Raw genomic sequence first — 24,195 nt, forward strand, 5'->3', positions numbered from 1 at the left:
GATTTCCCTAAAGAGTGATAAGCTCTCTCAGACTTCCACGGAGCTTGTCACTCTCAGCTTGAAAGTCCTCTCTCAAATTCGATAGTTCGTCGACATGTTCGCAGTTTTCAATTCTGGAGCAAATCTGGTCCATCTTTTCCGCTCCGATGATTCCACAATTGGTTCGAAATTTGTGGCTGTGTTTTTGTAGAGCTATGAGATCAGAGGGACTGTCTCCATTCTTTTTTAGATCAGACTCAAATTTGCTCAGAGCAAGATTGAAATTGTATAATTGGCTGACAAGAAACTGCTCTCCATAAGCCATAAGAGATTTGATCATCGTTTCATTAATCGTTTCTAGGACCTTGTCCTCACTGGCATCTAATGTTCTGATTATATCTAATACACTAGATTCTACCTCGGATTCTTGGCCATTCTTCAGACTCGATTCTTGGCCGACCTGATGTTCGATATCACAAACCTCCACAGAGTTTAGCCATCGTGTAAGAAGATTCTGAATCTGTGTCTTATCCATTGGTTTCGCGAGATAATCATTCATTCCTGCTGCATAGCACTCCGATATTGACTGCCTCGTCGCATTCGCTGTCATAGCGAGAATAGGAATATTTGCCCAGGTTTCATGGCTCCTGATGATTCTTGTAGCTTCAATGCCCCCCATGTTAGGCATCTGACAATCCATACAGATTAGATCGAATGACTCACGTTCCAAAGCATCGATTGCTTCTTGACCATCGTTGGCTATTTCAAAACTCAGAGAAAACGACTTAAAAATGACTTTCAATAGCTCTTGATTCGCCGTGTTGTCTTCGGCAACCAAAACTCGATACTTCTGCCATTCAACATCCTTGTGGCATACTGCGGGGCGTGGATCTCCCACAGCTTGCAAAGTAGTATGAGACGTCTCCTCAACCACAATTACAAAAGAGAATTCCGAGCCCTTGCCCAGTTCCGACTGAACTTGGATTCTTCCCCCCATCAACTCGCATAAGTGCTTACATATTGCCAAACCAAGTCCAGTACCGCCATACTTGCGAATGCTTGATGAATCGCCCTGACCAAAGCGCTGAAACAAGCGATCTTGATCTTCTGGTTTGATTCCAATGCCCGTGTCTCTTACTGAAAAATTGACCAACCACTTGCCATCATCCCGTTGATGACTACCAATTAGCAGGCGAATGCTACCCTCCTCAGTAAACTTCATGGCATTTCCAATAATATTAATGAGCACTTGCTTTAATCGGAATGCGTCTCCCAGAACATGATCTACTTCGCAGGATGAGCTTTCCACTGCGAACCTGATATTCTTGGCGAGGGCCTGCTGAACGAAAATACTCTTCATATCTTCAATGATGTCATTCAAACTAAACTCACTAAGTTCGAGTGTAATCTCACCCGCCTCGATTCTAGAGATGTCGAGTATGTCATTCACCAATGCTAGCAAAGATTGTGATGATGAGTGTATGGAGTTTACATATCTATGATGTTCCTCGGTCATGCTTTCATCTTGCAATACGCTTGTCATACCAATAATACAGTTAAGAGGAGTTCTTATTTCATGGCTCATATTAGCCAGAAAGGTGCTTTTCATCTCATTAGCTTTTTCTGCTTTTGCTCTTGCTTTCTCCACTGCCAAAGTATGTCGTCGTCTCTCACTGATATTTCTCGCAAGTAAGACAATATCGCCATCGCTACTTTCAAGCTTAAAGCTCGAAAAAAGAAATGGAACGTACTGCATCCATTCGTAGCTGAAAATACTCGCTTCCCAGTAGCTCGCTTTCTTGTCGTTGACCAGGGCCTTTTCATAGAATTCTGACTTCGTTAGATCTTCCTCAAATTTCAAGAGATTATAGACTTCATTTCCAAAGGCTAGGTTGCCATCTATCCGGAAAAATTCTTCTACCGAACGATTAATCCGTTTAATAAAACCTTCTTTGTTAATAATGAAAACCAAATCTGAGATCGTATTGAACACACTCTCCATATATTGCCGAGATGCCGTTTCGTAGTCCAGCGCGATACGAGCCGCATCAGACTCTGTCGTTTCCATTCCATAAATGTAGATAGCTCGACTGCGATGGAAAGGAACCAATTCAAAATTGAAAGTCTTTCTGCCTATCTTTAGGTTAACAGATTGCCTTTCTTGACAACTAATCATGACTTCTATTTTGTCTTTTAGGCTGTCGGGAGCCCGATCACCCTGCTGGCAACCCCAAACTTTCATAATTTCCTGGGCTGATGGATTAGATCCTAAGATAATGCCATTATACCCTACTATGATCGTGGGATAAGGATTTAAACTGAAGACTTCTTGAAACTGTTCAGATTGATAACTCATAAAATAACCTACTGCAGACATCAACATTCAACTGCCTCCACATCTTATGGATCGTCTCCTTCCCCTATTCTAGGCATTTACTTCCGAGTAATTGTCAAAGACTCTTTCCGACATCTGCAAAGTTATGGATTTTGTAAGCTTTCCAGCATCGTTTTGATGCTCTCGATATTTGATAGATTTAAAATCGGAGCTGATATTTAGATTTTGGGGGGAAGGCTTGTATCTTAGCTAGTTCGATTAAGCTAGGCGGAAAATATAATTTTGTACCTAAGGGTAAGCTTCAAAGGGACTATGCCCTTTGAAGCTTTGAATCTTGTTTTTCAGAGTTGAAAATAGCATTCGCTTGTTTGAGTAGAATCATCATTGACAGTAAAAGAGAACCTATAGGTCAGACTATTAGGACCCTTTTGATCTTGATACCTCTTTTCAAGTTCTTCAACACCCTCCTTGGAAAATATATGAGACAAGTCCAGGCAATCTTTGCGTGTTAACCTTATTTGTTGACCCGGTCCAGGGCCTTCTGGAGTTTGCGGATCAACATTTGGAGGACTTTCTGGCCTTGGTTCAGCGGGATCGTCGTCTGACGAGCACGACAATATAGAACCAAAACATAAAACAATGCATACCAGGGTTTGTAGCCAGCTATCTGCTACTTTGAAAGATACCTTCATAAGAGTCCCTCAATAGCCTATATAAGAATCTAAGAATAAATTTCTATGCCCGATCACTCTTGAAAGTGAAAGGACTCTTTCTCTATAAGTCTTCGAAAGAAATAAATCCAGAGTTTAGGAAATCGGCCAACTTTTCATTGACCTCCTCTTCTATCTCCACTCTCCAATCTGAGCCATTGAGATAGCCCTCAAGAGCATTAACAACTCCTGACGACAAAGAGCCTGTATCATCGATTTCAATCGAGGTGAAATCTACCGACACATCTGATACCTCTTTCAAGGTCTGGGAAAAAACTCCCTCCAAATTCGCTTCAAAATCAACTTTCAGATCAAGCCCGAAAGGGGCTATTCGAAAGCTCAGACTTCCGAAGAGGTTAGCATCACTCTTAGCCGAAAACTCTATATTATCGCCATTCTCATTAAACCGAGTACTCTTCTCATCAATCTTGACCGTGTATTCACTATCTTCTATCTCGACATCAATCTTGAAAAACAGTGCGTCAACTTCAAAGCTGCCATCTAATTTACCGGTTTCGTGAAAAGTCGTTCTTTCAAAGAAAGCCCGATACCAGCTAGAATCAAATCCTGTTGGAGGAGTGTCATCTAAGAACATATTGCTTGGTAGCTGCAAAAATAGAGGTACTGAAATGGGAATGGTATCACCGTTGAAATCGATCAAATAGCGAACCGACCCTGTGATAATTTCTGCCTCTCCGCTGATTGCTTTGACGATCTCATACTGGTTCCTATTTAATCGAAGATTGTAATAGAATAAGTCGATGTTGGGGCTCTTTGAGCTGGGAGTTAGGTTTAGATTGACAGTTCCGATGCTGTCTGAAATCACCACATCAGAGTTAAGCTCTTGTATGGGAATAGGCAGGAAGAAGGATGCTGGATTATTCCTTCTGATATTTCGAATCTGAGGAATCGACTTCGCATAATTTGGAGCTAAGATGAAGCGAAGAAGATAGGAATCATTGGTCTCTTTAACTATATATGCTTGATTTTTATAGAGAGACCATTCTTGAGGGATCGTATAGTAGGCAAGAGGGTCTTCCGTAGCCAATAGTACGATTCGTCTGTCCTGACCATAGATAAGATCATTAGCCTGAACAGCAAGCAATTTACTAGTGAAGAACGTAAGAGATATAAATAGAATGTGCTTTAGCATAATCACCTTAATTTAGAAAAACTCACTAGAGATGAACTCCAGTGAGTCAGTTACAGCAAGATTAGTTTCCAATAGAACATAGGCGAGGATTTATTGTGCAGGGATCAGGAGCACAGAAATCTGGATCATCCTCACATGGATCAGTATCCGTTTCACAATATGGGTTGTTTGGTCTAACTTTACAGGTAATTTCCACTGCCCTCGGAAACCAGTCCTGATAGATTGAGCTATAGATGCCCTGGAGCGAAGCAGGCTGCTCGGCAAAGTATAAGTCCCCTCCCGATTTATCAGCCAAATAGCGGAGATCTTTAGAAGCCTGCGAAGATTGGCTCAACTGAAAGCCAACCGGATTGAACTCATATAGTCCATCAATCGCATTTCGATCTGCTTGATCGATCATATTACGAACACTTCCACAGGCTGTATCGTCGCCGTCAGAGAGTACAACAGCCATTGCTGATGGACTATTTTTGTATCTTTGCATAAATAGGTTTGCGTCTCGAATCGCACCACCTAAAGGAGTCCCGCCGGACGCTGTAATCGTCTCAATGAAGTTGCCAATTTCTTCAATATTCATTGTAAAGTCAAGGCTTCTAGTGATTGGCCTTGAGCAGGATGACCCAGAAAATGTTTTTACTGATACTTCGACTCCGGATAGAATCGCTTGAATTGCTGTGGCAGAAGCTGCTTGTTTAGCAGCTTTGATCTTTTCTCCAGACATGCTTCCCGAAGTGTCGATAACTAGAACCATACTACCGATGGGATCAAATAGACCTCCAAACTGAGCATAAGCACCAGAGGAAACTAAAAAACTTAGGCTAGCAGCCTTAATGAGCGATTTAAATTTCATAGAACGAGATCCTTTCCTTGTTCAAAATTGATATAAAATACATCGTAGCGATCTTTGTTAGAACTATCTCTATATTCAATGGTGAAAAAACTAGGAATGCGTACTCGATGGTCGACACAGTATTCAAAGCCATTGATCAACCTTTGGCCCATAATCAGCCCATCTCCAGCAAAACGAAAGTCCTGAACAATACTTGGAAGCAGCTCACTTTGTTCGGACCCTACCTCATCATTCCAGGTACCTTCTCTTAAAAGCACTTGTCCAAAGTCTTTGGCGATCACAGACTTAACTTGCTGAACATCAAAGTTTTGGTAAAGCGTATTGGGAACTCCGTCCACCTCCTTCTCGTAGACATTCCAAAGATAAGTGACAAGGCGATCTTTACTTTGCCAAAGCGGAGATGAAATCTCGTTCATATCCTCATTGATCACTCGAATTCTGTCCTGAATCTGAAGAACTCGTTGCCATTGTCTATCTGTGTATTCCCCATCACTGCTTTCAAGAATACTAATCAACTCAACATCGAGTTGCTCAGCTTCCTTTCTAAGAGATGGAATGCTTTCGTAGATGTTATAAAGACGATCGCAATTTAGTGGTGCAGAGCCTGGAAGGGAGTCCACCTTTGCACGGCCAGTATGGTAGATTGGCTCTAAAATGTCTGAAGGCAGAACCTTAAAGACATCCACTTCGATAGGACCACTAAAAAGAGCTTCTAAAGCTTTTTTCCGATCATCAGCGATACCTCTAATTAGTCTCGATCGAAGTTCTTCGATCTCTTTTTCAACTTTTCGAGCGTAAGAATCATAGTCGTAAGCCATCACTTGGCCCGCAACACCAAAGCACAGGGCAGCACTGATAAGTCTTTTCATGATGCGTTCTCCTATCGACCAGATCTTGCTTCTAGCCAAGGAAGGCCCAATTCTGTCAGTGATGAACCAAATTCCGATGAAAGAATCTCAACTCGATTTTCAGAGAATTCGTATCTATTAAGGTAGTAGCTAAACGGGCCCGTTCGTAAAACCATTCGAGCGACAAATTGCCCTTGGCTCACATACGATCGAATTGCTAAGTCGGGAATATATCGTTTCGCTTTTATACAGGTGGCTGATAGATCATTGCAGCTATCAACCAGCTGACTATTGCGAGCCACTAGGTATTGAGTGGAGTCAACATTGGCAATATCGAACATGCTGAATAGATCGACAGGCTTTAACTCTCGTGAAAAATCTACATCTGCATTGATGATGAAGCTCTCAAAATTCCCTTGGTCATTGGTGCTCTGAATTTTTATCCACGGTTTCAGGCCAGAGGCATCGCCTGGATTCTCAATGGACAGTGCTAGAGCTTGGATGTTTTGCGTATCTCCAAGTTTCCTATCTAAAATCTCGGTGTTATCGTTGTTCAATCCTAACCGGGCAATTTCATGCCTATCGTATGATGGTGGCACCCCTGGAATTTCCTCCAAGAACCAAAAGAAAGCCTTGCGACCAGCAATATTGGAATAGACTCCAGCGCGCGACTCCTCTGTTCCACGGATAAAATAGTCTTTTACCGCGTGAGGCACCTTTAAACCAACTCTAGCTTCTAAAGCAATTGTAAAAGATTTTGGAATGTCACATTCAACTTGAACAGTTTCAAGTTTCTTATTGGTCGGGCTAATGATTTCAAACGAAGCGGAGAGCTTATCTCTGGAAGATAGATCCAGCTCGAAACCTTGCCCCTTGAAATTCCACGAGTCACCATTGTCTCTAAAAAAGTCGTATCGACTTGATAGAAGTTGGGGGTTTATGGAAGGTCTAACAAACTTTGCAAAATCAACACACTCCTGGGTGTTAATATGAGACCTTTCAGGGCTCGATGAGCCAAAAACCGTTGGGGATATTGCCAGCAGCCCCAAGGTATAGAATAGATTTTTCATTGTGACTCCATGAGTTCAACTAGTTTTTCGTATGCTTCACTACCATGTTCATCTTGCGCCTTCATGTAAGCGATATAGGCTTCGTTCATCTTCTCCTTGTAGAGTACGACTTGCTCCTCTAACTCTTTATATTTCTGATCTAAAACTAGATAGTCTTGCTCATTTTCCTCCATCGCAAGCTGCTGCAGTTTGTCGCTGATGTCCCTCATATCTTGGACAAGTTCGATCACTTCATTTTGACGAGACTCTAGCTCTCTCGCTTGCTTTGAAACCTTAACTTTGAAGTCATCTATGATAGCTTGGTAGTCCTGAGGGAGCTCTTGCTGCTTTGCCTGCTCCATAATTTTGTTAAGTCGATTCTTGTCGATAGTTTCAACAACTTGCTTAAGTTCTGGCACATTTTTACTGGCTTCTGAGATAGTCTCTGCAATATCTTTCTTTGATTCCAGCTCCTCTGAATCACTAAACCAAATATGAAAAGACATTAAAGAGACGAGCCCTATCATGCCTAGGCTTGCATAAACTTTCTTCATGGTTCGATCCTATAACATCTGGGCCTTTGTCAAGGCCCAGTTTGAAAACTATTCAAAAAATATTTCAATGGTACTAGAGCTTGGCTCCACCGTGAAGCCTGTGTAGTCGTAATTGCGGTAGAACTTAAAGTCACGATTTACAGTAACATTCCGTCCGGCACTCGTTGATCCGAAGAGCTGCGGAGCATTTTGGATTGCAATCGCTCCAATTTGACAATATGGATTGGTTCCACATAGGCCTTTCATAGCGCTACCAGCATCATTGAAGAATCGTTGGTGCTCGGTAGGAAGTACCGCTGGAGAGGTATCTACTTTGTAAGAGAAACCAGAGATTTGCGTCAAGTACTCAGCTGCGATCTCTTGAGAGAATTTCTGCCGAAGGTCCTCAACATTGATACCATTGCCTGGACTTTCAAACACTGTACAAGAAATACCGGCCTTTTGGATATCAGTAAAGGTTTCAGATGACTTCTTTTTCCTCCAGAATAGAAAACCACTGTTCTTCTTGGTCGACAAGAAGCTTTGGAACTTCGCACCGTCCAAAGTGCACGACACCTTTGTAGGCTCAGTTCTTAGGTAGTAGGAATAGTTTAATGCAACCGTCTGAGCCAGAAGGCTTGTGTTACGGCGCGTGAAGTCGCTGAATACGAGGGGTTGGACAGATGACTGCACTGGGCCATACTTAGGCACTGAGACCAAGGCTGTTCTTAATGCTGGGATGGCACACAATGCCCCTTGAGAAATGGGAATGGAAATAACTCCCGCTCCATTGTTCTTAGGAGTATTAGTTTTTACCTTAACAGCCATGTCTTCGCCCGTTTGAGGGTCCTTCGCTGTAAGTGCTGAGCTGACAGTTGCATCATCAGTTAGGTTTTCATTTAGAGGCGCACCACCAAAAGTTCCAGTCTCTATAGTAGGCAGGGGAACTGAATTGCTTGGCAGTGGCACAGGACTTTCAGGCGGAAGAGTATCTGGAGCGGGACTTGGATTTGGGACAGTGTTGTCAACTAAGTCTCCTAGCGGGTTCAATGTCTGTTCAGGCTGACGCTCTAAGGAAAATGAAATCTGAGAACGAATATCAAAAATCGGTAGCCGTCTCACATTGAGGTTTCGATAGTCAATATTTCTTGATCCAAGGGCGTTCACTACATTTTGTAGCTCTGCCTCCTCATTTCCCCAAACGGTCCAGGCTGCATTACCTTTACCAACGACTTTATTCGATTGAGTATCAGTATCAAGTTTTGCAACCTTGAATGTTTTGGCAGCCGTTTCATTAAACGTCGCGAACAGGTTTGAAAGTGCTGTAATGTTGTTAATCTTTATTGAAAAGGTTGGATCAGATAGATCTGTCTCGCTAGCTTCTACTAGAGTATTAGCCAACCTATCCAGAATCGTCTGATAGCGCACATAGTTACCGTACTTCATATCAAAGTATGGTGAGAAAGGAGATTGAGCATAGGTTTTAAGCTCTTCCGATGAGATGTTGTCTATGTTGCTGGGATAAACATAGGTTGTCCTAAACGAGGCTTCATAAGCATTACAGTTCGGCGCGTCTGTTAGCTGGAAGAGTGATCCAACCCTTCGTTTATTAGCTGGACTCACATAGATAGTTTGGTCCACTTCGCTATCAGAGAATATAGCGACCCCCTTCAGGACTTCGCTTTCGGCTCTTGCCTTAGCTTGGAGTGTACTGAGAATGCTTACTTGATTTGAATTCGATGGAATTCCATAGCTCACTGATGAGCCTAAGCTTGCACTCGCAACTATAGATGCAACAATCTGCCGTTGAGACTTCTTTGGAATGAACTTCATATAGATTCCTTAGTTGTTGAGAAAAACGTTTCTGATGCCCTGATAGAACAATCGACGATCAAGTCTCGTATCTAGAATCTGAGAGCCAAGGCATCTCTACGCTGCAATAGAGAGCCCTTGATCCATAAACCTCTATCAAAATGCACTTTTTATCACTATTTTTTCCCTCCCATTGCAACGTTCGAACACCTTGCTGTTGGAGATCAAAAGTAGCGAACTATTAAAGCACTGCATTCTTTCAAGCACCTGACACTGCATGAATTGATACCGAGGATTGCAAGCTTATTGCGGTTAACAAACCTAAAAGGGTTCCTTAACTAAGTGGCCATAATCTTGCAGATTTTCTAATAGACTAAAGCAGTGTGGCTACTTTCATTAAAAATTAGTTCGATATTTTTGGACTAGAATAGAACTATTTTTAACGTTTTTAAATGAGGCAGGCCTCCCAGAGTACCCAAAAAAATTTGAATTTTTCTTTCTAATTAACCGTCTTCTTGGAACAAGATTCTGCCTTCCATCAACTTTCCAGGCTAATGTCACGAATGGCTGAGCCAATCAGTAGGCTCAATCCGTAAGCTTTACCAAATTGAAATTTTTGACTTTAGCCTTCCTAGGTTAGCCATTAATTACTAGGACAGACTATTTTTGGAACATACTGAAAACAGATCTTTTTTTGGGGATTTGAATTCTTACTTTAGAGTTTGGAGCGATGATCCCGATAGAGACATTACACAATCCGGGAGAAATTGTTTTGAATCTCATAACCACCGTATTTCTGTGTTGCATGACTTTGGTCGTCGCATCCTGCTCAAAAAAGTCGGGTGATAGTGTGGATGAGACTCCGACCACCACAGTCGCTGATACGAATGACATCGAAGAAAATCAGACCGGTGCCCAAGGCGAGCCTGCAAGCAAAGCTAACATAACACCAGAAGAAATCGCAGCTCTTGAAGACATGATGAGCGATACAAGCTCAGATGTAGAAAGCGATGTGGACTTCCCTGGACTCAGTGCCATCGATGTTGTCTCTGGGGTGTCCCTTGAAATCCATTGGGACCAAGTTGCTGATGTATCGCGATATATAATTATTCAAAGCACAGATGGCCAAGACTCTGTTATTGACGTGGCTGAAAGTAACCAGAGTAGCTACGTAGTTACTGGTCTAAGCCCAAACACCTCCTACTCATTCAAGGTTCGTATTTTGGATACCAGTGGTCGCATTGATAGCAACAATGTGGTGGTAACTGCAACGACTGCCACCTTTTATCCCCCGACTATTATTTCCGCCAGTATCAGCCCAGGTGTCCATCGCATGACCTCAAGCCAGGATCAAATTATCATCACTCTTAATTTTGACTACGATATCACTATCAATGATTCACCCAGGATTCCAATTACGATCGGCGATCGTACTGTCTATGCCCTCTACAACGCAGGAGATGGCACAGATACGATCACCTTTGCTTATGATGTTGAAAGTGATGACATGGACGTAGACGGCATAAGCGTTGGTTCCATCGACCTCACATCAGGTAGCTTAGATGGCCCGGGAGGTTCGCTATCATCGGGGAGTCTGAGTATCGACGGTTCCGCAAGCCTTGTCGTTCCTAACAGCACCCGTCTCTGGCTCGATGCAATGCAATCAAACTCACTGGACCTGACAGGCACTTCCGTAAACACATGGAACGATCGATCACTAAATAGCTATTCCGTGTCCGCAGCGTCTGGCGAAGAGCCATTCTTCTTGAGCGACGATGGCGATGGTCGCCCTGGCATCGACTTCTCTCTCGGCAGTAAGTATCTTCGAGGATCGGCTGTGATTTCTGGGAGTGTCGCTCGACACGTATTCATAGTGGCAAGACCTTACTCTCTCGGTAGCGGCACGACCAATTGTGCCTTCGCTTTATCAGGTAACGAAAGCACCAATGGTACCGGTTACGGTATCTTCATGGAGAGCCCTGGTGGTAGTAACGGACTAGCGCTTAGAGTCTCGGGCAATCGTGTTATGAATCATGAGATGGATACAAGTAAACCTTCCGTACTTTCATTATCCTCTGCCGCTAATTCGGATGTCTTGGATGCTAGCTTCCATGTCAACGGCGAAGCCATCACATCTGAGCAAAGTTCTTCCTCAGCAAGCCTAAGCACAGAAACCCTCTCCGGTGTTATACTTGGTGGATTTTCTGTTAAAAGCGCAACCCCTAACAACGCCTATGACTATAACGGCATTATCTACGAAGCCTTGGTTTTTGAAGATGTGCTTAGCAGCAGTGAGCGCCAGCATGTTGAGCAATACCTATCAGACAAGTGGTCTATTTAGACATTGACATCCTTACCCGTCATTTGGCTTCCATGATCAAATGACCTTGGCTCTCGAAGAATTTGTAGGCCCCAGGTGACACCCTTATCAGGGCCTTGGGGTCGAGGTGATAGAGGGCAAAGCTCTCCGCAAATGACTCGGAAATCGACACTCTACCATAGCGCGTTGGGCCATTGCTCACATCAGGAATGCTCGCGTACTTCGCTAAAATTGGGTTTCTTTCACTAAACTGACTAAACTCCTGCTGACTCACAAGATCAAAGGGATTCACAGTGCGAAGAAGATCGACTTGTTGATTGCTGAGGCGCCCCTTGATCACATCAAATATCTTTCTCTGCTGCTGCCACCGAATGAATACTTCATGGCTTTCTAAAATATAGCGACTGGCGATAGCATGGGCTATTTCATGAAGAAAGACCATACTAGAGAGCAGAATAGGGCTTTCCGGCTCACCTATAAAGCTGCTTTTTCGTTCCACTGCATTGTCTCCGACCCGAATCACAGCAATGTTATTGAATCGCTTATAGATCGCAGCACGACGAGGATCTCTTTCGGCTACTGACTTCACCCGTTCAAAGACAAGACCCTGCAAGTTTCGAAGCTCTCCGGGAGAAAGCTTCGATAGCGCAAGATCTAGGCTTTGGAGCTGAAAGATATTCCAACGGCTGGTTGTCTCTTTCAGGCGAATTCCACGATAGGTGTCTTCAATATAGGCTTTTCCTGCTCCTATTGACTTAAAATTCCGACCTCGAAACAGCTTCGGGTTTCTGACTGCTTTTACCTCAATACGATTGAAGTTATTGGTCACTGTGATGGCCCAGTAGCGGCCTGAGGTATCTTGCAGAATCGTATCCAATTCAAATCCTCGATAGTTTGCCTGACTTATCGCTTTTGCTGCAAAAAGTACGGTTTCTGGCACCCCTTTGAATGACGAAAATGAAGGATTGTTGAAACGCAGTACTTTCTTACCTTGAGCATAGACAATCTGGCGAATGCCATGCTTGCGGCAAGACTGCCTTAGATCCTTCACAAGATTGCTTCTGAACCTGGGTCCCACCGGGTTGAAGGTATAAACCACGCGGCTATAGAGAGGTGTCCTACCAATTGGCTTGTTGGGACGTAACATCTGGAGTTTTGGATCGACTCCCCGAATCACTGCCAGGCGCTGTTTCAAGGTTTCCATGTGCTGGCGAATCACAGCAAACTGCTGCTCCCATCGACCCAGTTCTAAAGCAGGATCGATTTGACTATGCAAAGAATTTGTGAATGCTAGCAATAATACTAGGCAAGCCATGCGATATATCATAGAACCTTGCCAACGACGTTACACGACTGGAAATCGTATCGGCAGGTTTTAAGAGTGGCATGCCATGATTTTGGTACATAGTTATAATTACTAGCGTAATTTTTTTCATGGTTTAGAAGGCCCGCAACCACTGCTCTATGGGGTGGACGCTTGCTTCAGCATTAGGTTTGAGTTAATTTGTGCTATCTTTAATGACAGTTCATTGGAATTAGGACTATTGGAGCTCTGCACTGAAAAGATGTAAAATGATTGTTCATGAATAGCTCCCCGTTTCAAAAAGCTCTCGCACTTGTCAAGTTGCAGTCGTCATAAAACACATCGAATCAACAATTAGAAGGAAGTCAAGGAAGATGCCTGGAACCACTGTAGATAGGGAATTCTCCGATTCACTGCCGCAGATCATACGAACGATTCCAAAAGAATGTTTCCAACCACAACTCGGAAAATCTCTCTTGTATGTAGCTCGTGATCTAGGGATCGTTGTTGCTACCGCTGCTCTTATTGTTTGGGTCGACTCGTGGATCTTGGGTCCCGTAATCGCCATTCTCATGGGTTGTGGCTTAGGGGGGCTTTTTGTTATTGGTCACGACGCCGGTCATCGATCTTTCTGTAAATCCACCCGGCTTAATAACGTCATAGGTCACATCACCACAAGCCCAGTATTCTGGCCTTTTCATATCTGGCGCTTGGATCACGACAAACATCATCGCCACAGCAGCCACATCGATAAGGACACCGCTTGGCGCCCGACAACTTACAAACTGTGGAAGAGGATGCCAAAGAACCAAAAATACATTTACAAGAAGATCAGATCTGGCTTTTTCTTCATGGGTTCCCTGTATACGACATATCAATTGATCAAAGATGGCCTCAAAGCCGACTCATCCCCACTTTACTCAGACATTGAAAAGCAACAGGTTAAGTTTTCCCTGCGGCTTACGTTCTTAACGGTACTGATATACGTAGTCCTATCGTTTTATCTGGCTGGCTTCTACGGATTTATTTGTTTATTCATCATTCCCAACCTCGTATTCCACTTTCTGCTAAGCACCTTAACTTATTTTCATCACACAGCCCCCGATGTGAAGTTCTTAGGCCGGCATGAGTGGGATGCAGCCAAAGCTCAATTGCAAGGAACACTGCACGTAGGCTACCCCAGGGTCTTGGAGTCCCTGATACACGACATCAACTGGCATGTACCCCATCATGTGTGCGTCGGCATTCCACACTACCACCTTCGAAAGGCCCATATGGCGTTGAAATCTAGTTACCCCGATGATGTAAGGGAGTACACCTTAAACTTGGAGCACATCAAAGCCGTCACAAGCAAGTGTCACTTTATAACATCACGCAATCGAGCTAACCCCGATCTATCTTGGATGAGTTTCGATGAGGCGCTTGCCCTGGAAAAAACTCCAAAAAAAGAAACCAGCACTCCAATCAACACAACAGTTCTACAAGGATCAGAAATATGAAGCTCATAGAAATTGCTAGTCATATCAAAGCCACGATCAAAAACCAGATGATTGCAGATGACTTTGAAGTCCTCGACATCAAGGCGCTTGAGTTTGCAGGTGAGCAGGACATTAGCTTCCTCACCAACACCAAATATCTCAAGTACCTCAAAAATACTAAGGCCTGTGCTGTGATTTTGGCAAAAGAAGATCCCAGCCTCCCCCTCACACAGTTGATTCACCCCAATCCTTATGCGGCCATGGCCATCGTTTCCCAAGCCTACTACCAAAGGAGTCACTCCTATGACCAACAAAGCTCCATGGCTTTTGTGCACCCAACCGCAAAGGTAGATGAGAGCGCAACACTATACCCCTTCACCTATATCGATCAGGGAGCCACCATTGGCGCTGAAGCAGTGATTTATCCTGGCGCTTTTGTAGGCAAGGATGCTTACGTCGGCGACCGCACGATCCTATATCCTGGGGCCGTGGTACTCGAAGAATGCCGCCTGGGTAAGGATTGCATCTTACATCCCAACGCAGTGATCGGTGGCGATGGCTTTGGCTTCGCTCCTACAGGTGGCCCACTAGAAAAGATCCCACAGATTGGCAAAGTTGTGATAGGTGACGACGTAGAGATCGGCTCAACGAGCACGGTTGACCGGGGGGCTTTTGAAGATACTACTATCGACAATGGCACCAAGCTGGATTCCCAGGTCCATATAGCCCATGGGGTAAAGCTAGGGAAATACGGAATGTTGTGTGGTCAAACAGAAATCGCTGGCAGCACTAAAGTGGGGGATAATATTATCATGGCTGGTCAAAGTGCGATCGGCCCGAGCCTTGAAGTTGGCTCCCATATCACGCTAGGGCCACGTGCTGGGCTGACGAACTCTCATTCCAAGTCGGGAACCTATATGGGAATGCCAATCAGCCCGATTAAGGATTGGCGTCGACAAGCAGTCGGATTCAAGCAACTTCCTGATGTTCTATCACGTTTGCGAAAAATGGAGGCAGAGCTAGAAGAGCTTAAAGCCGAGCGAGAGATACGCAACCGGCGATCAGCTCGTGAGGCAAAAGACATCACCTCAGATTTTTAGTGATTGCGAGGGCTCACATTTGAGCCTACTCAAACCACCAAGAAAGAACAACTTCATCAACTTCATCGTTGAATTTAGGCATCACCTTCAGAACCAGCTCGTCGTCAAATTCGGACTTCTTTTTAAAGCAAAGCTCAGTTTCAAGAAAGAACTGCATATCATTCTTCACATGATCAAAAGTTCGATCGACTGAAGCAAATACACTATTAGGTGTCTGTTCTTTAAATTCGGCAATCTTACGTCTAGTTGCCTTATTCTTGCCTTGCTTCAAGGTAATCTTCCAAGTTTTTGGATCAGTCGCGGCCTTGTCATTGCTCTTGATTAAAAGGTCGAAACACACCTTCTTTTTGTAGGATTTTTTAACCCCACCGAGCTTTTCCTTGATTTGCTCATCAGTCCATTTTTGAGCCGTGGCTTCCTGTTTCAGCTTTTGATACTCAAGCACGGGAGTTTTTAGCATGGCTTCTATATAAAGTGACTGGTAGATACCACTTTCATGGAGGTAGCTCCTCGACAAACTTGAAAGGAGCTCCTTCTTCTCTAAAGGCTTTTCCACATCTTTGCCGATGGTGTCAGCCTTAGCGTAACCCCGGGGTTTTGTTTCAATTGGAGTCACGCAGGCATTGAGTGCCAGACATAAACTCGCCAGTCCTATCGCTCGCTTGAACCACATTTTAAACCTCCCTATTTCTTCTAACGTCACAGTTAAAAGAGTTGCAATCCCTGTGCCCGATACTCATACCTTCACGACTTGAAAAAACTTCGTCATCTTCGGATACTAAGAGCAAAAATTCGAAAATCTTACCAAATATACGGATGTCTGAAATTCTAACACCTGTTTATTTTATGACGAATTTAAACAAGGGGCCAAACAGGGTTTTGCCAGAAAATCTTAGTTTTTAGGCAGAGTATCCCAAAATTTTTGCATATCTTCAGGCATCGGGCAACGTACAGTGACTTCCTGATTGGTCTCAGGATGGAGGAAGGTCAGGGATGCAGCGTGTAATAAGCAGCGACGAAAGCCTATCTGCTCGATGACGCGATCTGTTTTGCGGCCGTGTTCAAACCACTCCAGAAAAACATCTTCATCGGGATGATATAACATATCACCGACCAGTGGCAGACCGTTGTACGCGGCATGAATCCGAATCTGGTTGGTACGCCCCGTCTTTGGCCTGGCGCGAAGCAAGACATACTCACCTTTGGTATCGAGAACTTTGAAGTGAGTTTCCGAAGGCAAGCCGTGAGGTAGAACCCATTTTTTAATGCGAATCTCACTGCTATCTAGATCAGCAATAGGTCCAGACTCCACCCAGGCATCTTTCTTAGGCTCACCTCGGGCAATGGCGAGATATTCCTTTTCTAAGACCCGATCAGCTAGAGACCTTGAGAGTTCATGGCGAACTTCAAGGCTTGAACCACAAAGCACGATACCGCTCGTCTCGCGATCAAGGCGATGCACAGCTGCCCACTGGTCGCCTAAGTCTTGCTTCACAAAGTAGGCAAAGGTATTTTTGCGGTAGGGGCCATTCTCATGCATTGGCAAGTTACCGGGTTTATAGACAGCCATCACCGAGCCTTGCTTCCACAGTGGATAAATATCCCGGTCCACATCGGGTTCGGCTACCTGAGGATGATAAATCTGGATAATCTGCCCCTCACTAAGCCTATATGACGCTTTTATAGGTCTGCCATCCACAATCACCAGGCCATTCCGCATTCGCTTTTGCCAAGTAGCCCTTGAATAAAATGGAAAATGTGTGGAAAGATAGCCGTCAGCTCGAAGCCCCACATGATCCTCTTTGACAGGGGGACCTAAGGGTCTGAATTCACCGGAGCTTCGATCTATTTTGGGTTTTGTGGGAGGCATTGATCCACCATCAACCATTTCAAATTAACGCAGCGCGGGACGTTATCACACTAAAGGCACCATGGGAATTAAAATCATAAGCAAGAACCGTAAAGCTTTCCACAACTTCGAGATTGGCGAAAAACTCGAAGCCGGGATTGAATTACAGGGCACAGAAGTCAAAGCCCTCCGAGCGACAAAGGTCAATTTAGGAGAAGGCTGGGTTGATATCGACAGCGGTGAGGCGATTCTAAAAGATTGTCATATTGGGCACTACGAGTTCGGCAACCGCATGAATCACGATGAAACCAGACCCCGACGTTTGCTCCTTAATAAGCGAGAGCTTATTAAGCTTAGCCGTTCGGTAAATGAAAAGGGCTTTAGCATTGTTCCCCTAAAGATCTACTTTAAGGGGCGCTATATCAAAGTCGAAATCGGTCTTGGTAAAGGCAAGAAGCATTTTGATAAACGAGAGTCGTCGAAGAAGAAAGACGCCAGCCGAGAAATGGCTCGGGCTCTCAAGCACAAGGGCTAAGCCTAGAACTTAAGATGCACAGGTTTCAGCTTCTTCATAGGCACATCGTAGATGGACACGGCTCCCAATGAATAATCTACGATGTGCTTTGCCAGAATAACAATATGATTGCCATCGGGACTCATGGTAGCTGTGGCAAAATAGTGATCTTTTGGCGGCTTAACTTCCTGCAATAGCTTGTCTTTCAAACCATCATAGATCTCGATAAGCTTCCATTCCCGTGCCACCATATCCAAGTTTCCAGTTATCAAGCCCAGGCCCGAATCAAAGTCTACAAGCAGGCGAGCCTGCGTAACATCCAGCTTTTTACTCTGATAGCGAAGTGTTCGATAGCTACGCCCTGACCAGCCTTTGATTTGATTGACGGTGATTCGGCCAGCCTCTTCGTTGACTTTGGCCACTCCAAAGCGTTCCTGCTGCTGCACAACCTTCATCCCCTCTGCAAGCTTCATCTGGCTATCGAGCTTTTGTTTTAAGACATCATACTTCATTACAGAACCATGTCCGTCTTGATCATAGTGAAACGAGACACCCTCTTCCATATCCAGATATAGGGGCATCCCTTTTTTGGGCAAAGAATCTGTCACACGCCGTTGCAATGTATTCAAATCAAAATCTCTTACCACATTATCTTTGCGATTGAGAACCTTGACTCCACTCTTGCTCGGCAGCAATTTATAGTAGGCTTGCTCATAAGTTTTAATAATTCTCCGTTTGCCAACCCACTTGACACCTAAGCCCTTAGCATTACCTTGGCCACAGCCTGGAGTACCTCCTCGAAAACTCAAGAGGGTTATAGCTTCTACGGGAGACTTATGGGCAACGAGTTTCGCAGTATGACTGACTTTAAGGCTAACGATCTTCTTCATAGTGAGATCTTTGAGATCAAGCTCGATAAGCTGCGACTTCACCTTCTGGTCAGGACTCGCTAATTTGTGGTGGCCTAAGAAGTATACTTTATGATTCTTCGGATCAAATGCCAGATCACCTGCTTCAGGGTTCATATGATAGGTGTGGCAATCGATATCACTGTCTTTTGGTGAGACGAATTTAAATTTTTTCCCGGGACCAGGAGCACTTCCGCGAGGAAGTTCTGAACTCAGTGCCTGACAAGCGATCACCCCGAACAGGCAGCTGACTGTGATTATCTTTTGCATCGAGCCTCCAAAGTTAGCGACCGCGGAGGCTAGAAATTAGTCCTTACCAAGCTGCTCGGCAGTCACACGCTTCATGATCCGACAAATCTCTTTTGGACGAACTCCACCTGAACTTTCTCGGATGTATTTTGGAAATAAAATGGGGCCACTTTGTGAAGCCTTCAGATCATCACCATTGACGAAACCAAGCCGCTGGCCCTCATCCACCCACTGAAAATTATACCATCCTTCATCGAGAGCTGCTTCACCTTCAGGGTAAGGAATGACTTCAGCCCAGGTATAGATTTCAGCCTCTTCTTCGTTTGCTTCCAGCGACTCTTGTCGAAGGTAGGACTGCACCACATCAATAGCCTTAAGCCCCACTTGAACCCCCACGCCTTCGGAAAATACATTGAAGCCCTTCTGCCCCAACTCGATGGTTAGTCCAACTCCACCATGACGATTCACAAACTCATCGGAGCAAGCTCCATCCTTTGAAAAGCCTCCTCCCCAATGGGTGACAACAGGAATATCCGGCGCTAGATGTCGGGCGAATTGAAAGCCACGTTCATCATAGGGAAAGATAAAGAACGGCCGATGGCTTGGTTCGATGGTCTGATGGAAATCGACGAGGTATGCTGTGGATTTCAGAAGCGGCTCCAAGTCCTTTGCCCGTTTATCTTCTAGAGTATCCATTGCACTTCGGCCAAAGGATCGATTGAGATCTCTCTCAACAAAGCGGCGATTTTTGCGAGAACCCCACGGGTTCGCCAGAGCTAGGTTGATGGCATAGGGTAAGACGATCACATCAGACAACAGCAAGTCCACGATCTTATTAAGAATAGCAATTCCTGCTACCTCGTCACCATGGGTGACTGCCATCAGGGTAAGGGCTGTACTCTTTCCATCTGGCGGTGTCAATTTCGGTTTTTTCGGAGTCAATTGATAGCCATAATCGCATAGCTTAGATACGGTAAATGCTTCGCTGCTACTTTGTTCTAGTCTCGATGTAAATTTTTGAATTTCCTGCTCTAATCTTTGACTCATGAAAGACCCTCAGCGTTTTTTATGGATCAACTGCGGGGGCCATCTTAGAACAGCTATTTTGATTTGCCTAGGAGGCTTTGGGATTGGTTTTTCCCTTACGCTTCTTAGACAACTGATCGGTAACTGTGTCTTTGGTTCGCTTTGCCTTGTCAAAGTTGGGACGCAGTGCCAATGCCCGGTTCAGGTACTCAAGGGCATATTCATGGTGGCTGCGCTTTTTTTTGCTGATATGTGCTAATGCTATATTATAGAAAATACGATAGTTTTCTTTGAACTTCGGGTAGAGCTTTAGAGCTCGTTCGTACTCTAGGATCGCCTCATCCACCTGACCAGACTTAGATAAAGCCACCCCTCGATTGTTGTAGTAGCGCACCACTTCCATAGGCGATGCCGTTTCGTGACAAAGAGCCTGCGCTTGCAAATCGAAGCCCCTTTCGTACAAGCGACTTAGCATGTGGAACTTCAGGTCTGGATTATCCGGATTGAAGTGAATGAGCTGCTTCATCTTTGTAACGCCTCGATCGGGATCGTTGACGTCCAGATAGGCGATACTCATTTGATCAATACGCTCAATATTATTCGGAGCCAAAGAATCACACTTTTCCAAGATCATCAGCGACTCTTTAGCTTTGCCTAGCTTGAGAAGAATACGCCCCTTCGCATTCATCAAAGCGATGTTTTGGGGAAATCTTTGCAATATAGAATCGACAACCGCTAAGCACTCCTCCCACATTCCATGCTGCTCATAGATATCCATCATGAGGCGAATCCCATGGTTACCAAGCTCTTTGAGGTTCTTTTTAACCATGCCAACGGCTTTGTCTACTCGATCACGTTTCTGGCCGATCCTTATTATGCTATACCCAAGCTCATCGATTTTCATATTGCGCTGACGGACATTGTAGGCTCGCTGAAGAATGGGTAGAATTTGAATGGCATTGAAGGGCTTGTAGATAAGTTCGATGCCCTCAAGTTCTTGCTTGAGCTTGGCTTCCTCTGGCTCGCGATCGTTGCGGTTACCGGCTGCCATAATCAGGCCCACGCAGCGACGCTCACGACTCTCATGTTGGCGCCATTTTTGAGCAAATACCAAACCCGGCAACTCTTCAAAAGCTAGCTCGATAATTACTACCGGATAAATGTTTTGGTTAAACAAATAGAGTGCAGATTCCGCGGTGTCAGCCACATCAACTTTGATCTGATGGCGTTCTAACGGCAGCTTCATCCCTTGACCAATAGACTTATCACTATCAATAATAAGGATTTTGTTGGGTAAGTTATCTGACAAGCCGCAATCCTAATCCTGAATAAATTCGGTGAGAGGGATGCTAAAATTCTAACACAAATGGAAATATCACCATAGATCAGGGGATTAACTGTGAAAGTAGGAATTTGCACCGGTGGCGGCGACTGCCCCGGACTTAATAGCATCATTCGTGCAGTGGTTCGTCATGCTGCACAATTCGAAAACGTCGAACTCTGGGGCATCAAAGACAGCTTCAATGGCCTGATGTCTGAGCCTTATGGCGTGCGAAAGCTGGACTGCGAAACCGTATCGGGAATCCTCATGAAAGGGGGCACGATCCTTGGTACTACCAACGCTGGCAATCCGTTTAGCCTTAAGAACCCCGGTGGGGGAGACCCTGAAGACAAAAGCCAGAAGGTCATCAAAGCTTATCAAGAGCTGAATCTAGACGGTGTGATCGTAATTGGTGGCGATGGCACTCAAGGGATCGCTTATGAACTAGCGAAGCTGGGTATGAATATCGTGGGTGTCCCCAAAACGATCGACAATGACTTAGCATCTACCGATCAAACTGTCGGCTTCGACACAGCAGTCGAGGTGGCAGCAGAAGCCATTGCTAGACTACAAACCACTGCAGAATCTCACGAGAGAGCTATGGTTCTAGAGGTAATGGGGAGAAATGCCGGCCATATCGCACTGCATTCAGGAATCGCTTCAGGAGCGCACGTTATTTTGCTCCCCGAAATCCCATTCTCCTACGAGGCTATCATCCAAAAGCTGGACGAACGCAAGCAACGGGGAAAACACCACTCGGTGATCGTTGTCGCTGAAGGGGCGTATCCGAAAGGGGGAGAGGAGTCGTTCAAGGTATCATCTGGCCGAAAAAATCTGGGCGGGGTAGGTCATATGGTCGCCGAAGAACTGTTCCAGCGGACTAATATTGAAACCCGTGTGACTGTCCTAGGGCATATTCAGCGTGGTGGGGTTCCGTCTCATGTGGATCGGGCTTTGGGAACCGCTTATGGCGTTAAGGCTATGGATCTGGTGATGGAGAAAAAATTTGGTACGATCATCGCCCTTAAAGGGGGCCGACTAACAGAAATTGACTATCAAGATGTAGCGGGGAAATTTCGACCTGTCCCGGCAGATGACCTTTACCTACAAGCTGCGAAGGGCGTTGGTATCTGCCTAGGTCAATAAGCAGTAAAGCTTACTTGCAGCGTCTGCCATGTGGGCTCAAGCGCTTCTTGCGAAGAATTCTTGATTTTTTCTTTGCCTTGAGGCGTGCTGTCTTACGTCGGTTACGAGGTGGTCTATTTTTTTTCATCGTGCTTCCTCTGATGATTGCATCTTGTCGTGTATCATAGGTGGCGGAAGGACCGCGCAGAAGACGTCTATATACAAAAACTACCTGAGGTGCGCAAGGCTTTCCTGGCCTAACAGTTATATAGCGCCACTTATGCATATATATCGCGCCATGACTCTGGTATTTACCCCATTTTTCTGATTAATTAATGATGCGTCCTGATACGAAACCAGCTCCCTACGGGCTTAACAGCCATTTTGGATAATCTATGCAAGCACCAGAAAACCTTGATTTTTATATAGAAACGATCAAACCAGATGATGTTCCGGCAATGATCGATATGATTCGTGATACCCTCGACCCTTTTGAAGAAGCCGGATCGGTTCTAGCCGCGACCTACCGTCGCTTGAACAACTTCGAACAGGTTTACGATGGAAAACACGGGATCTATTTCGTCGTGAAGGATCGCTCCAATCATAAATTGGTAGGGGGCGCCGGGTTTGGACCGTTTGCTGGCCTGCCACCAGCTGAAAAAATTGGAGAAATTAGAGAGTTAGTGATTAGCCCTGTGTATCGCGGCAAGGGTGCTGGAAAGGCGATTATCGGCCAGTGTGTAACACATGCCAAAAAAGCTGGTTATAGCCGTATTTATTTAGAAACCACCCCTAAGATGGAGCATGCTCAGAACTTGTTTCGGCGATTCAAGTTCAAGCCCGTTACCCACAAGCTCGAACAGCACGAAGAAGGGGAAACCGTCCCCTGCTACTTCATGCTTGAGGCACTTGATGAGGCTTAGGGAGCAACCTGAGCCTCGGTCTAATTTAGAGACGGTATCTAACCTGTCCGTATATGGCGGGAACGTTAAGCTGGAAGCTTTCTGAATCGATCCCTGTGGCACTATCAGGATTGACCGCATACGTTCTCAGATTCAAACCGGCAACAAAATCAAGACGCTCATTGGCAGGGTAGACCACATCCCAGCCGATCATGCCGATCATCGCTGTAGCATCAGTCGATAAAGTTCTCCCATTAACCGATGCCTCTAACTCTCCACTGGCCATACCCACACCAGCTCGGAAGATACCGAAAACATGGTCACCAAGGGAGTAGCCGTAGCCTGCTTTGAATAAAACTTGCGGCATTGCTTCAACATCAAAGTCGGTGTTGTCGGATTCAAAGCTTAAATTGGCGGTCCCTAGCTCGACTCCAAGCTCAATCCGATTCCATGTATCTCTTTTAATAATGTAGCCCACATCGAGTCCAAGACCGAAAGCTGCACCTGCAGAGCTGTCGCCATCAGCTTTCGAAGCCTGACCGAACATAAACCCTGCTCCGACATATGGACCTGGGAAGTTTTTATCCACAGGCTCAGATATAGCATTTTGACTTATTGCAAGTGTCAGACCGGTAGAAAGTATCAAAGTCCTCATATTTATTCCTTATTTTAGCTAACCATCCGTATCGCCCCATTTCGGGATGACGGATCGACAATGATAAACACACCATGGCTCCTGAACCATGAGACATGCCTAAGCGAATTGGGGGTTGCATTCTAGGGCAGAATCCAATACCCTCTCACGACTTAAGTGGACTAACTCTCTTCTGA

20 protein-coding genes are annotated in these 24,195 nt (G+C 45.0%); 6 read left to right on the forward strand and 14 right to left on the reverse strand.

Features of this window, described 5'->3' with window-relative positions; all coding sequences use genetic code 11:
• Positions 1–7 precede the first annotated feature (7 nt).
• From B9N89_RS20445 to B9N89_RS20475, 7 genes are all read right to left on the reverse strand, one after another.
• Complete coding sequence (locus tag B9N89_RS20445; protein ID WP_132322068.1) at positions 8–2,362, reverse strand: ATP-binding protein; 2,355 nt, start codon at positions 2,360–2,362, stop codon at positions 8–10.
• A 726-nt stretch (positions 2,363–3,088) separates the two neighbouring features.
• Entirely contained in the window at positions 3,089–4,177 is a 1,089-nt protein-coding gene (locus B9N89_RS20450) for a hypothetical protein (protein WP_132322066.1), read from the reverse strand.
• Between the two features lie 61 nt (positions 4,178–4,238).
• Positions 4,239–5,027, reverse strand: a complete 789-nt coding sequence (locus B9N89_RS20455) for a vWA domain-containing protein (RefSeq protein WP_132322064.1) — start codon at positions 5,025–5,027, stop codon at positions 4,239–4,241.
• Positions 5,024–5,896 (reverse strand): hypothetical protein, encoded by an 873-nt coding sequence (locus B9N89_RS20460; protein WP_132322062.1) that lies wholly within the window; start codon positions 5,894–5,896, stop codon positions 5,024–5,026. The genes B9N89_RS20455 and B9N89_RS20460 overlap by 4 nt, the downstream gene beginning before the upstream one ends.
• Before the next feature lie 11 nt (positions 5,897–5,907).
• The gene (locus B9N89_RS20465; protein WP_132322060.1) at positions 5,908–6,945 is read right to left on the reverse strand and encodes a hypothetical protein; all 1,038 of its coding nucleotides are present in this window, start codon (positions 6,943–6,945) and stop codon (positions 5,908–5,910) included.
• The gene (locus tag B9N89_RS20470; RefSeq protein WP_132322058.1) at positions 6,942–7,478 is read right to left on the reverse strand and encodes a hypothetical protein; all 537 of its coding nucleotides are present in this window, start codon (positions 7,476–7,478) and stop codon (positions 6,942–6,944) included. Before B9N89_RS20470 ends, B9N89_RS20465 begins: the two co-directional genes overlap by 4 nt.
• A 48-nt stretch (positions 7,479–7,526) precedes the next feature.
• Entirely contained in the window at positions 7,527–9,290 is a 1,764-nt protein-coding gene (locus B9N89_RS20475) for a hypothetical protein (RefSeq protein ID WP_132322056.1), read from the reverse strand.
• Positions 9,291–10,041: 751 nt separating this feature from the next.
• Here B9N89_RS20475 and B9N89_RS20480 point away from each other — a divergent pair.
• Positions 10,042–11,610: a fibronectin type III domain-containing protein gene (locus B9N89_RS20480; RefSeq protein WP_159455521.1), complete on the forward strand. Its 1,569-nt coding sequence runs from the start codon at positions 10,042–10,044 to the stop codon at positions 11,608–11,610.
• Between the two features lie 19 nt (positions 11,611–11,629).
• Here the strand turns inward: B9N89_RS20480 and B9N89_RS20485 are convergent, their stop codons facing one another.
• Complete coding sequence (locus B9N89_RS20485; RefSeq protein ID WP_132322052.1) at positions 11,630–12,865, reverse strand: aldo-keto reductase family protein; 1,236 nt, start codon at positions 12,863–12,865, stop codon at positions 11,630–11,632.
• 401 nt (positions 12,866–13,266) lie between these two features.
• Here B9N89_RS20485 and B9N89_RS20490 point away from each other — a divergent pair, with 401 nt between their 5' ends.
• Both B9N89_RS20490 and lpxD read left to right on the forward strand, forming a co-directional pair.
• Positions 13,267–14,391 (forward strand): fatty acid desaturase, encoded by a 1,125-nt coding sequence (locus tag B9N89_RS20490; protein WP_132322050.1) that lies wholly within the window; start codon positions 13,267–13,269, stop codon positions 14,389–14,391.
• Complete coding sequence (gene lpxD / locus B9N89_RS20495) at positions 14,388–15,470, forward strand: UDP-3-O-(3-hydroxymyristoyl)glucosamine N-acyltransferase (RefSeq protein WP_132322048.1); 1,083 nt, start codon at positions 14,388–14,390, stop codon at positions 15,468–15,470. The genes B9N89_RS20490 and lpxD overlap by 4 nt, the downstream gene beginning before the upstream one ends.
• Before the next feature lie 25 nt (positions 15,471–15,495).
• Here lpxD and B9N89_RS20500 read toward each other — a convergent pair whose 3' ends face one another.
• Positions 15,496–16,143 (reverse strand): hypothetical protein, encoded by a 648-nt coding sequence (locus tag B9N89_RS20500; protein WP_132322046.1) that lies wholly within the window; start codon positions 16,141–16,143, stop codon positions 15,496–15,498.
• Between the two features lie 219 nt (positions 16,144–16,362).
• The gene (locus tag B9N89_RS20505) at positions 16,363–17,340 is read right to left on the reverse strand and encodes an RluA family pseudouridine synthase (protein WP_159455522.1); all 978 of its coding nucleotides are present in this window, start codon (positions 17,338–17,340) and stop codon (positions 16,363–16,365) included.
• A gap of 61 nt (positions 17,341–17,401) precedes the next feature.
• Here B9N89_RS20505 and smpB point away from each other — a divergent pair, with 61 nt between their 5' ends.
• Positions 17,402–17,854, forward strand: a complete 453-nt coding sequence (smpB, locus tag B9N89_RS20510; protein ID WP_132322042.1) for an SsrA-binding protein SmpB — start codon at positions 17,402–17,404, stop codon at positions 17,852–17,854.
• Between the two features lie 2 nt (positions 17,855–17,856).
• Here the strand turns inward: smpB and B9N89_RS20515 are convergent, their stop codons facing one another.
• From B9N89_RS20515 to B9N89_RS20525, 3 genes are all read right to left on the reverse strand, one after another.
• Positions 17,857–19,011 carry a hypothetical protein gene (locus B9N89_RS20515; RefSeq protein WP_132322040.1) on the reverse strand — a complete coding sequence of 385 codons (1,155 nt, stop codon included), beginning with the start codon at positions 19,009–19,011 and terminating at the stop codon, positions 17,857–17,859.
• A gap of 36 nt (positions 19,012–19,047) precedes the next feature.
• Entirely contained in the window at positions 19,048–20,037 is a 990-nt protein-coding gene (locus B9N89_RS20520; RefSeq protein ID WP_132322038.1) for a succinylglutamate desuccinylase/aspartoacylase domain-containing protein, read from the reverse strand.
• 67 nt (positions 20,038–20,104) lie between these two features.
• Positions 20,105–21,325, reverse strand: a complete 1,221-nt coding sequence (locus tag B9N89_RS20525) for a tetratricopeptide repeat protein (protein WP_132322036.1) — start codon at positions 21,323–21,325, stop codon at positions 20,105–20,107.
• A 90-nt stretch (positions 21,326–21,415) separates the two neighbouring features.
• Here B9N89_RS20525 and B9N89_RS20530 point away from each other — a divergent pair, with 90 nt between their 5' ends.
• The gene (locus tag B9N89_RS20530) at positions 21,416–22,483 is read left to right on the forward strand and encodes a 6-phosphofructokinase (RefSeq protein ID WP_132322034.1); all 1,068 of its coding nucleotides are present in this window, start codon (positions 21,416–21,418) and stop codon (positions 22,481–22,483) included.
• A gap of 374 nt (positions 22,484–22,857) precedes the next feature.
• Complete coding sequence (locus B9N89_RS20535; protein WP_132322032.1) at positions 22,858–23,385, forward strand: GNAT family N-acetyltransferase; 528 nt, start codon at positions 22,858–22,860, stop codon at positions 23,383–23,385.
• A 25-nt stretch (positions 23,386–23,410) separates the two neighbouring features.
• Here the strand turns inward: B9N89_RS20535 and B9N89_RS20540 are convergent, their stop codons facing one another.
• Complete coding sequence (locus B9N89_RS20540; protein WP_132322030.1) at positions 23,411–24,019, reverse strand: outer membrane beta-barrel protein; 609 nt, start codon at positions 24,017–24,019, stop codon at positions 23,411–23,413.
• Between the last annotated feature and the right edge of the window lie 176 nt (positions 24,020–24,195).

The sequence above is a fragment of the Pseudobacteriovorax antillogorgiicola genome, assembly GCF_900177345.1.
GTDB classification, from domain to species: domain Bacteria; phylum Bdellovibrionota_B; class Oligoflexia; order Oligoflexales; family Oligoflexaceae; genus Pseudobacteriovorax; species Pseudobacteriovorax antillogorgiicola.

Excerpts from the sequence above, each read along its gene's own strand:
- B9N89_RS20465 (WP_132322060.1), bottom strand. The coding sequence starts at position 6,945 with ATGAAAAATCTATTCTATACCTTGGGGCTGCTGGCAATATCCCCAACG.
- B9N89_RS20470 (WP_132322058.1), bottom strand. The coding sequence starts at position 7,478 with ATGAAGAAAGTTTATGCAAGCCTAGGCATGATAGGGCTCGTCTCTTTA.
- B9N89_RS20540 (WP_132322030.1), bottom strand. The coding sequence starts at position 24,019 with ATGAGGACTTTGATACTTTCTACCGGTCTGACACTTGCAATAAGTCAA.
- B9N89_RS20490 (WP_132322050.1), top strand. The coding sequence starts at position 13,267 with ATGCCTGGAACCACTGTAGATAGGGAATTCTCCGATTCACTGCCGCAG.
- B9N89_RS20445 (WP_132322068.1), bottom strand. The coding sequence starts at position 2,362 with ATGTTGATGTCTGCAGTAGGTTATTTTATGAGTTATCAATCTGAACAG.
- smpB (WP_132322042.1), top strand. The coding sequence starts at position 17,402 with ATGGGAATTAAAATCATAAGCAAGAACCGTAAAGCTTTCCACAACTTC.
- B9N89_RS20455 (WP_132322064.1), bottom strand. The coding sequence starts at position 5,027 with ATGAAATTTAAATCGCTCATTAAGGCTGCTAGCCTAAGTTTTTTAGTT.
- B9N89_RS20460 (WP_132322062.1), bottom strand. The coding sequence starts at position 5,896 with ATGAAAAGACTTATCAGTGCTGCCCTGTGCTTTGGTGTTGCGGGCCAA.
- B9N89_RS20520 (WP_132322038.1), bottom strand. The coding sequence starts at position 20,037 with ATGAGTCAAAGATTAGAGCAGGAAATTCAAAAATTTACATCGAGACTA.
- B9N89_RS20515 (WP_132322040.1), bottom strand. The coding sequence starts at position 19,011 with ATGCAAAAGATAATCACAGTCAGCTGCCTGTTCGGGGTGATCGCTTGT.
- B9N89_RS20505 (WP_159455522.1), bottom strand. The coding sequence starts at position 17,340 with ATGCCTCCCACAAAACCCAAAATAGATCGAAGCTCCGGTGAATTCAGA.
- B9N89_RS20500 (WP_132322046.1), bottom strand. The coding sequence starts at position 16,143 with ATGTGGTTCAAGCGAGCGATAGGACTGGCGAGTTTATGTCTGGCACTC.
- lpxD (WP_132322048.1), top strand. The coding sequence starts at position 14,388 with ATGAAGCTCATAGAAATTGCTAGTCATATCAAAGCCACGATCAAAAAC.
- B9N89_RS20450 (WP_132322066.1), bottom strand. The coding sequence starts at position 4,177 with ATGCTAAAGCACATTCTATTTATATCTCTTACGTTCTTCACTAGTAAA.
- B9N89_RS20475 (WP_132322056.1), bottom strand. The coding sequence starts at position 9,290 with ATGAAGTTCATTCCAAAGAAGTCTCAACGGCAGATTGTTGCATCTATA.
- B9N89_RS20535 (WP_132322032.1), top strand. The coding sequence starts at position 22,858 with ATGCAAGCACCAGAAAACCTTGATTTTTATATAGAAACGATCAAACCA.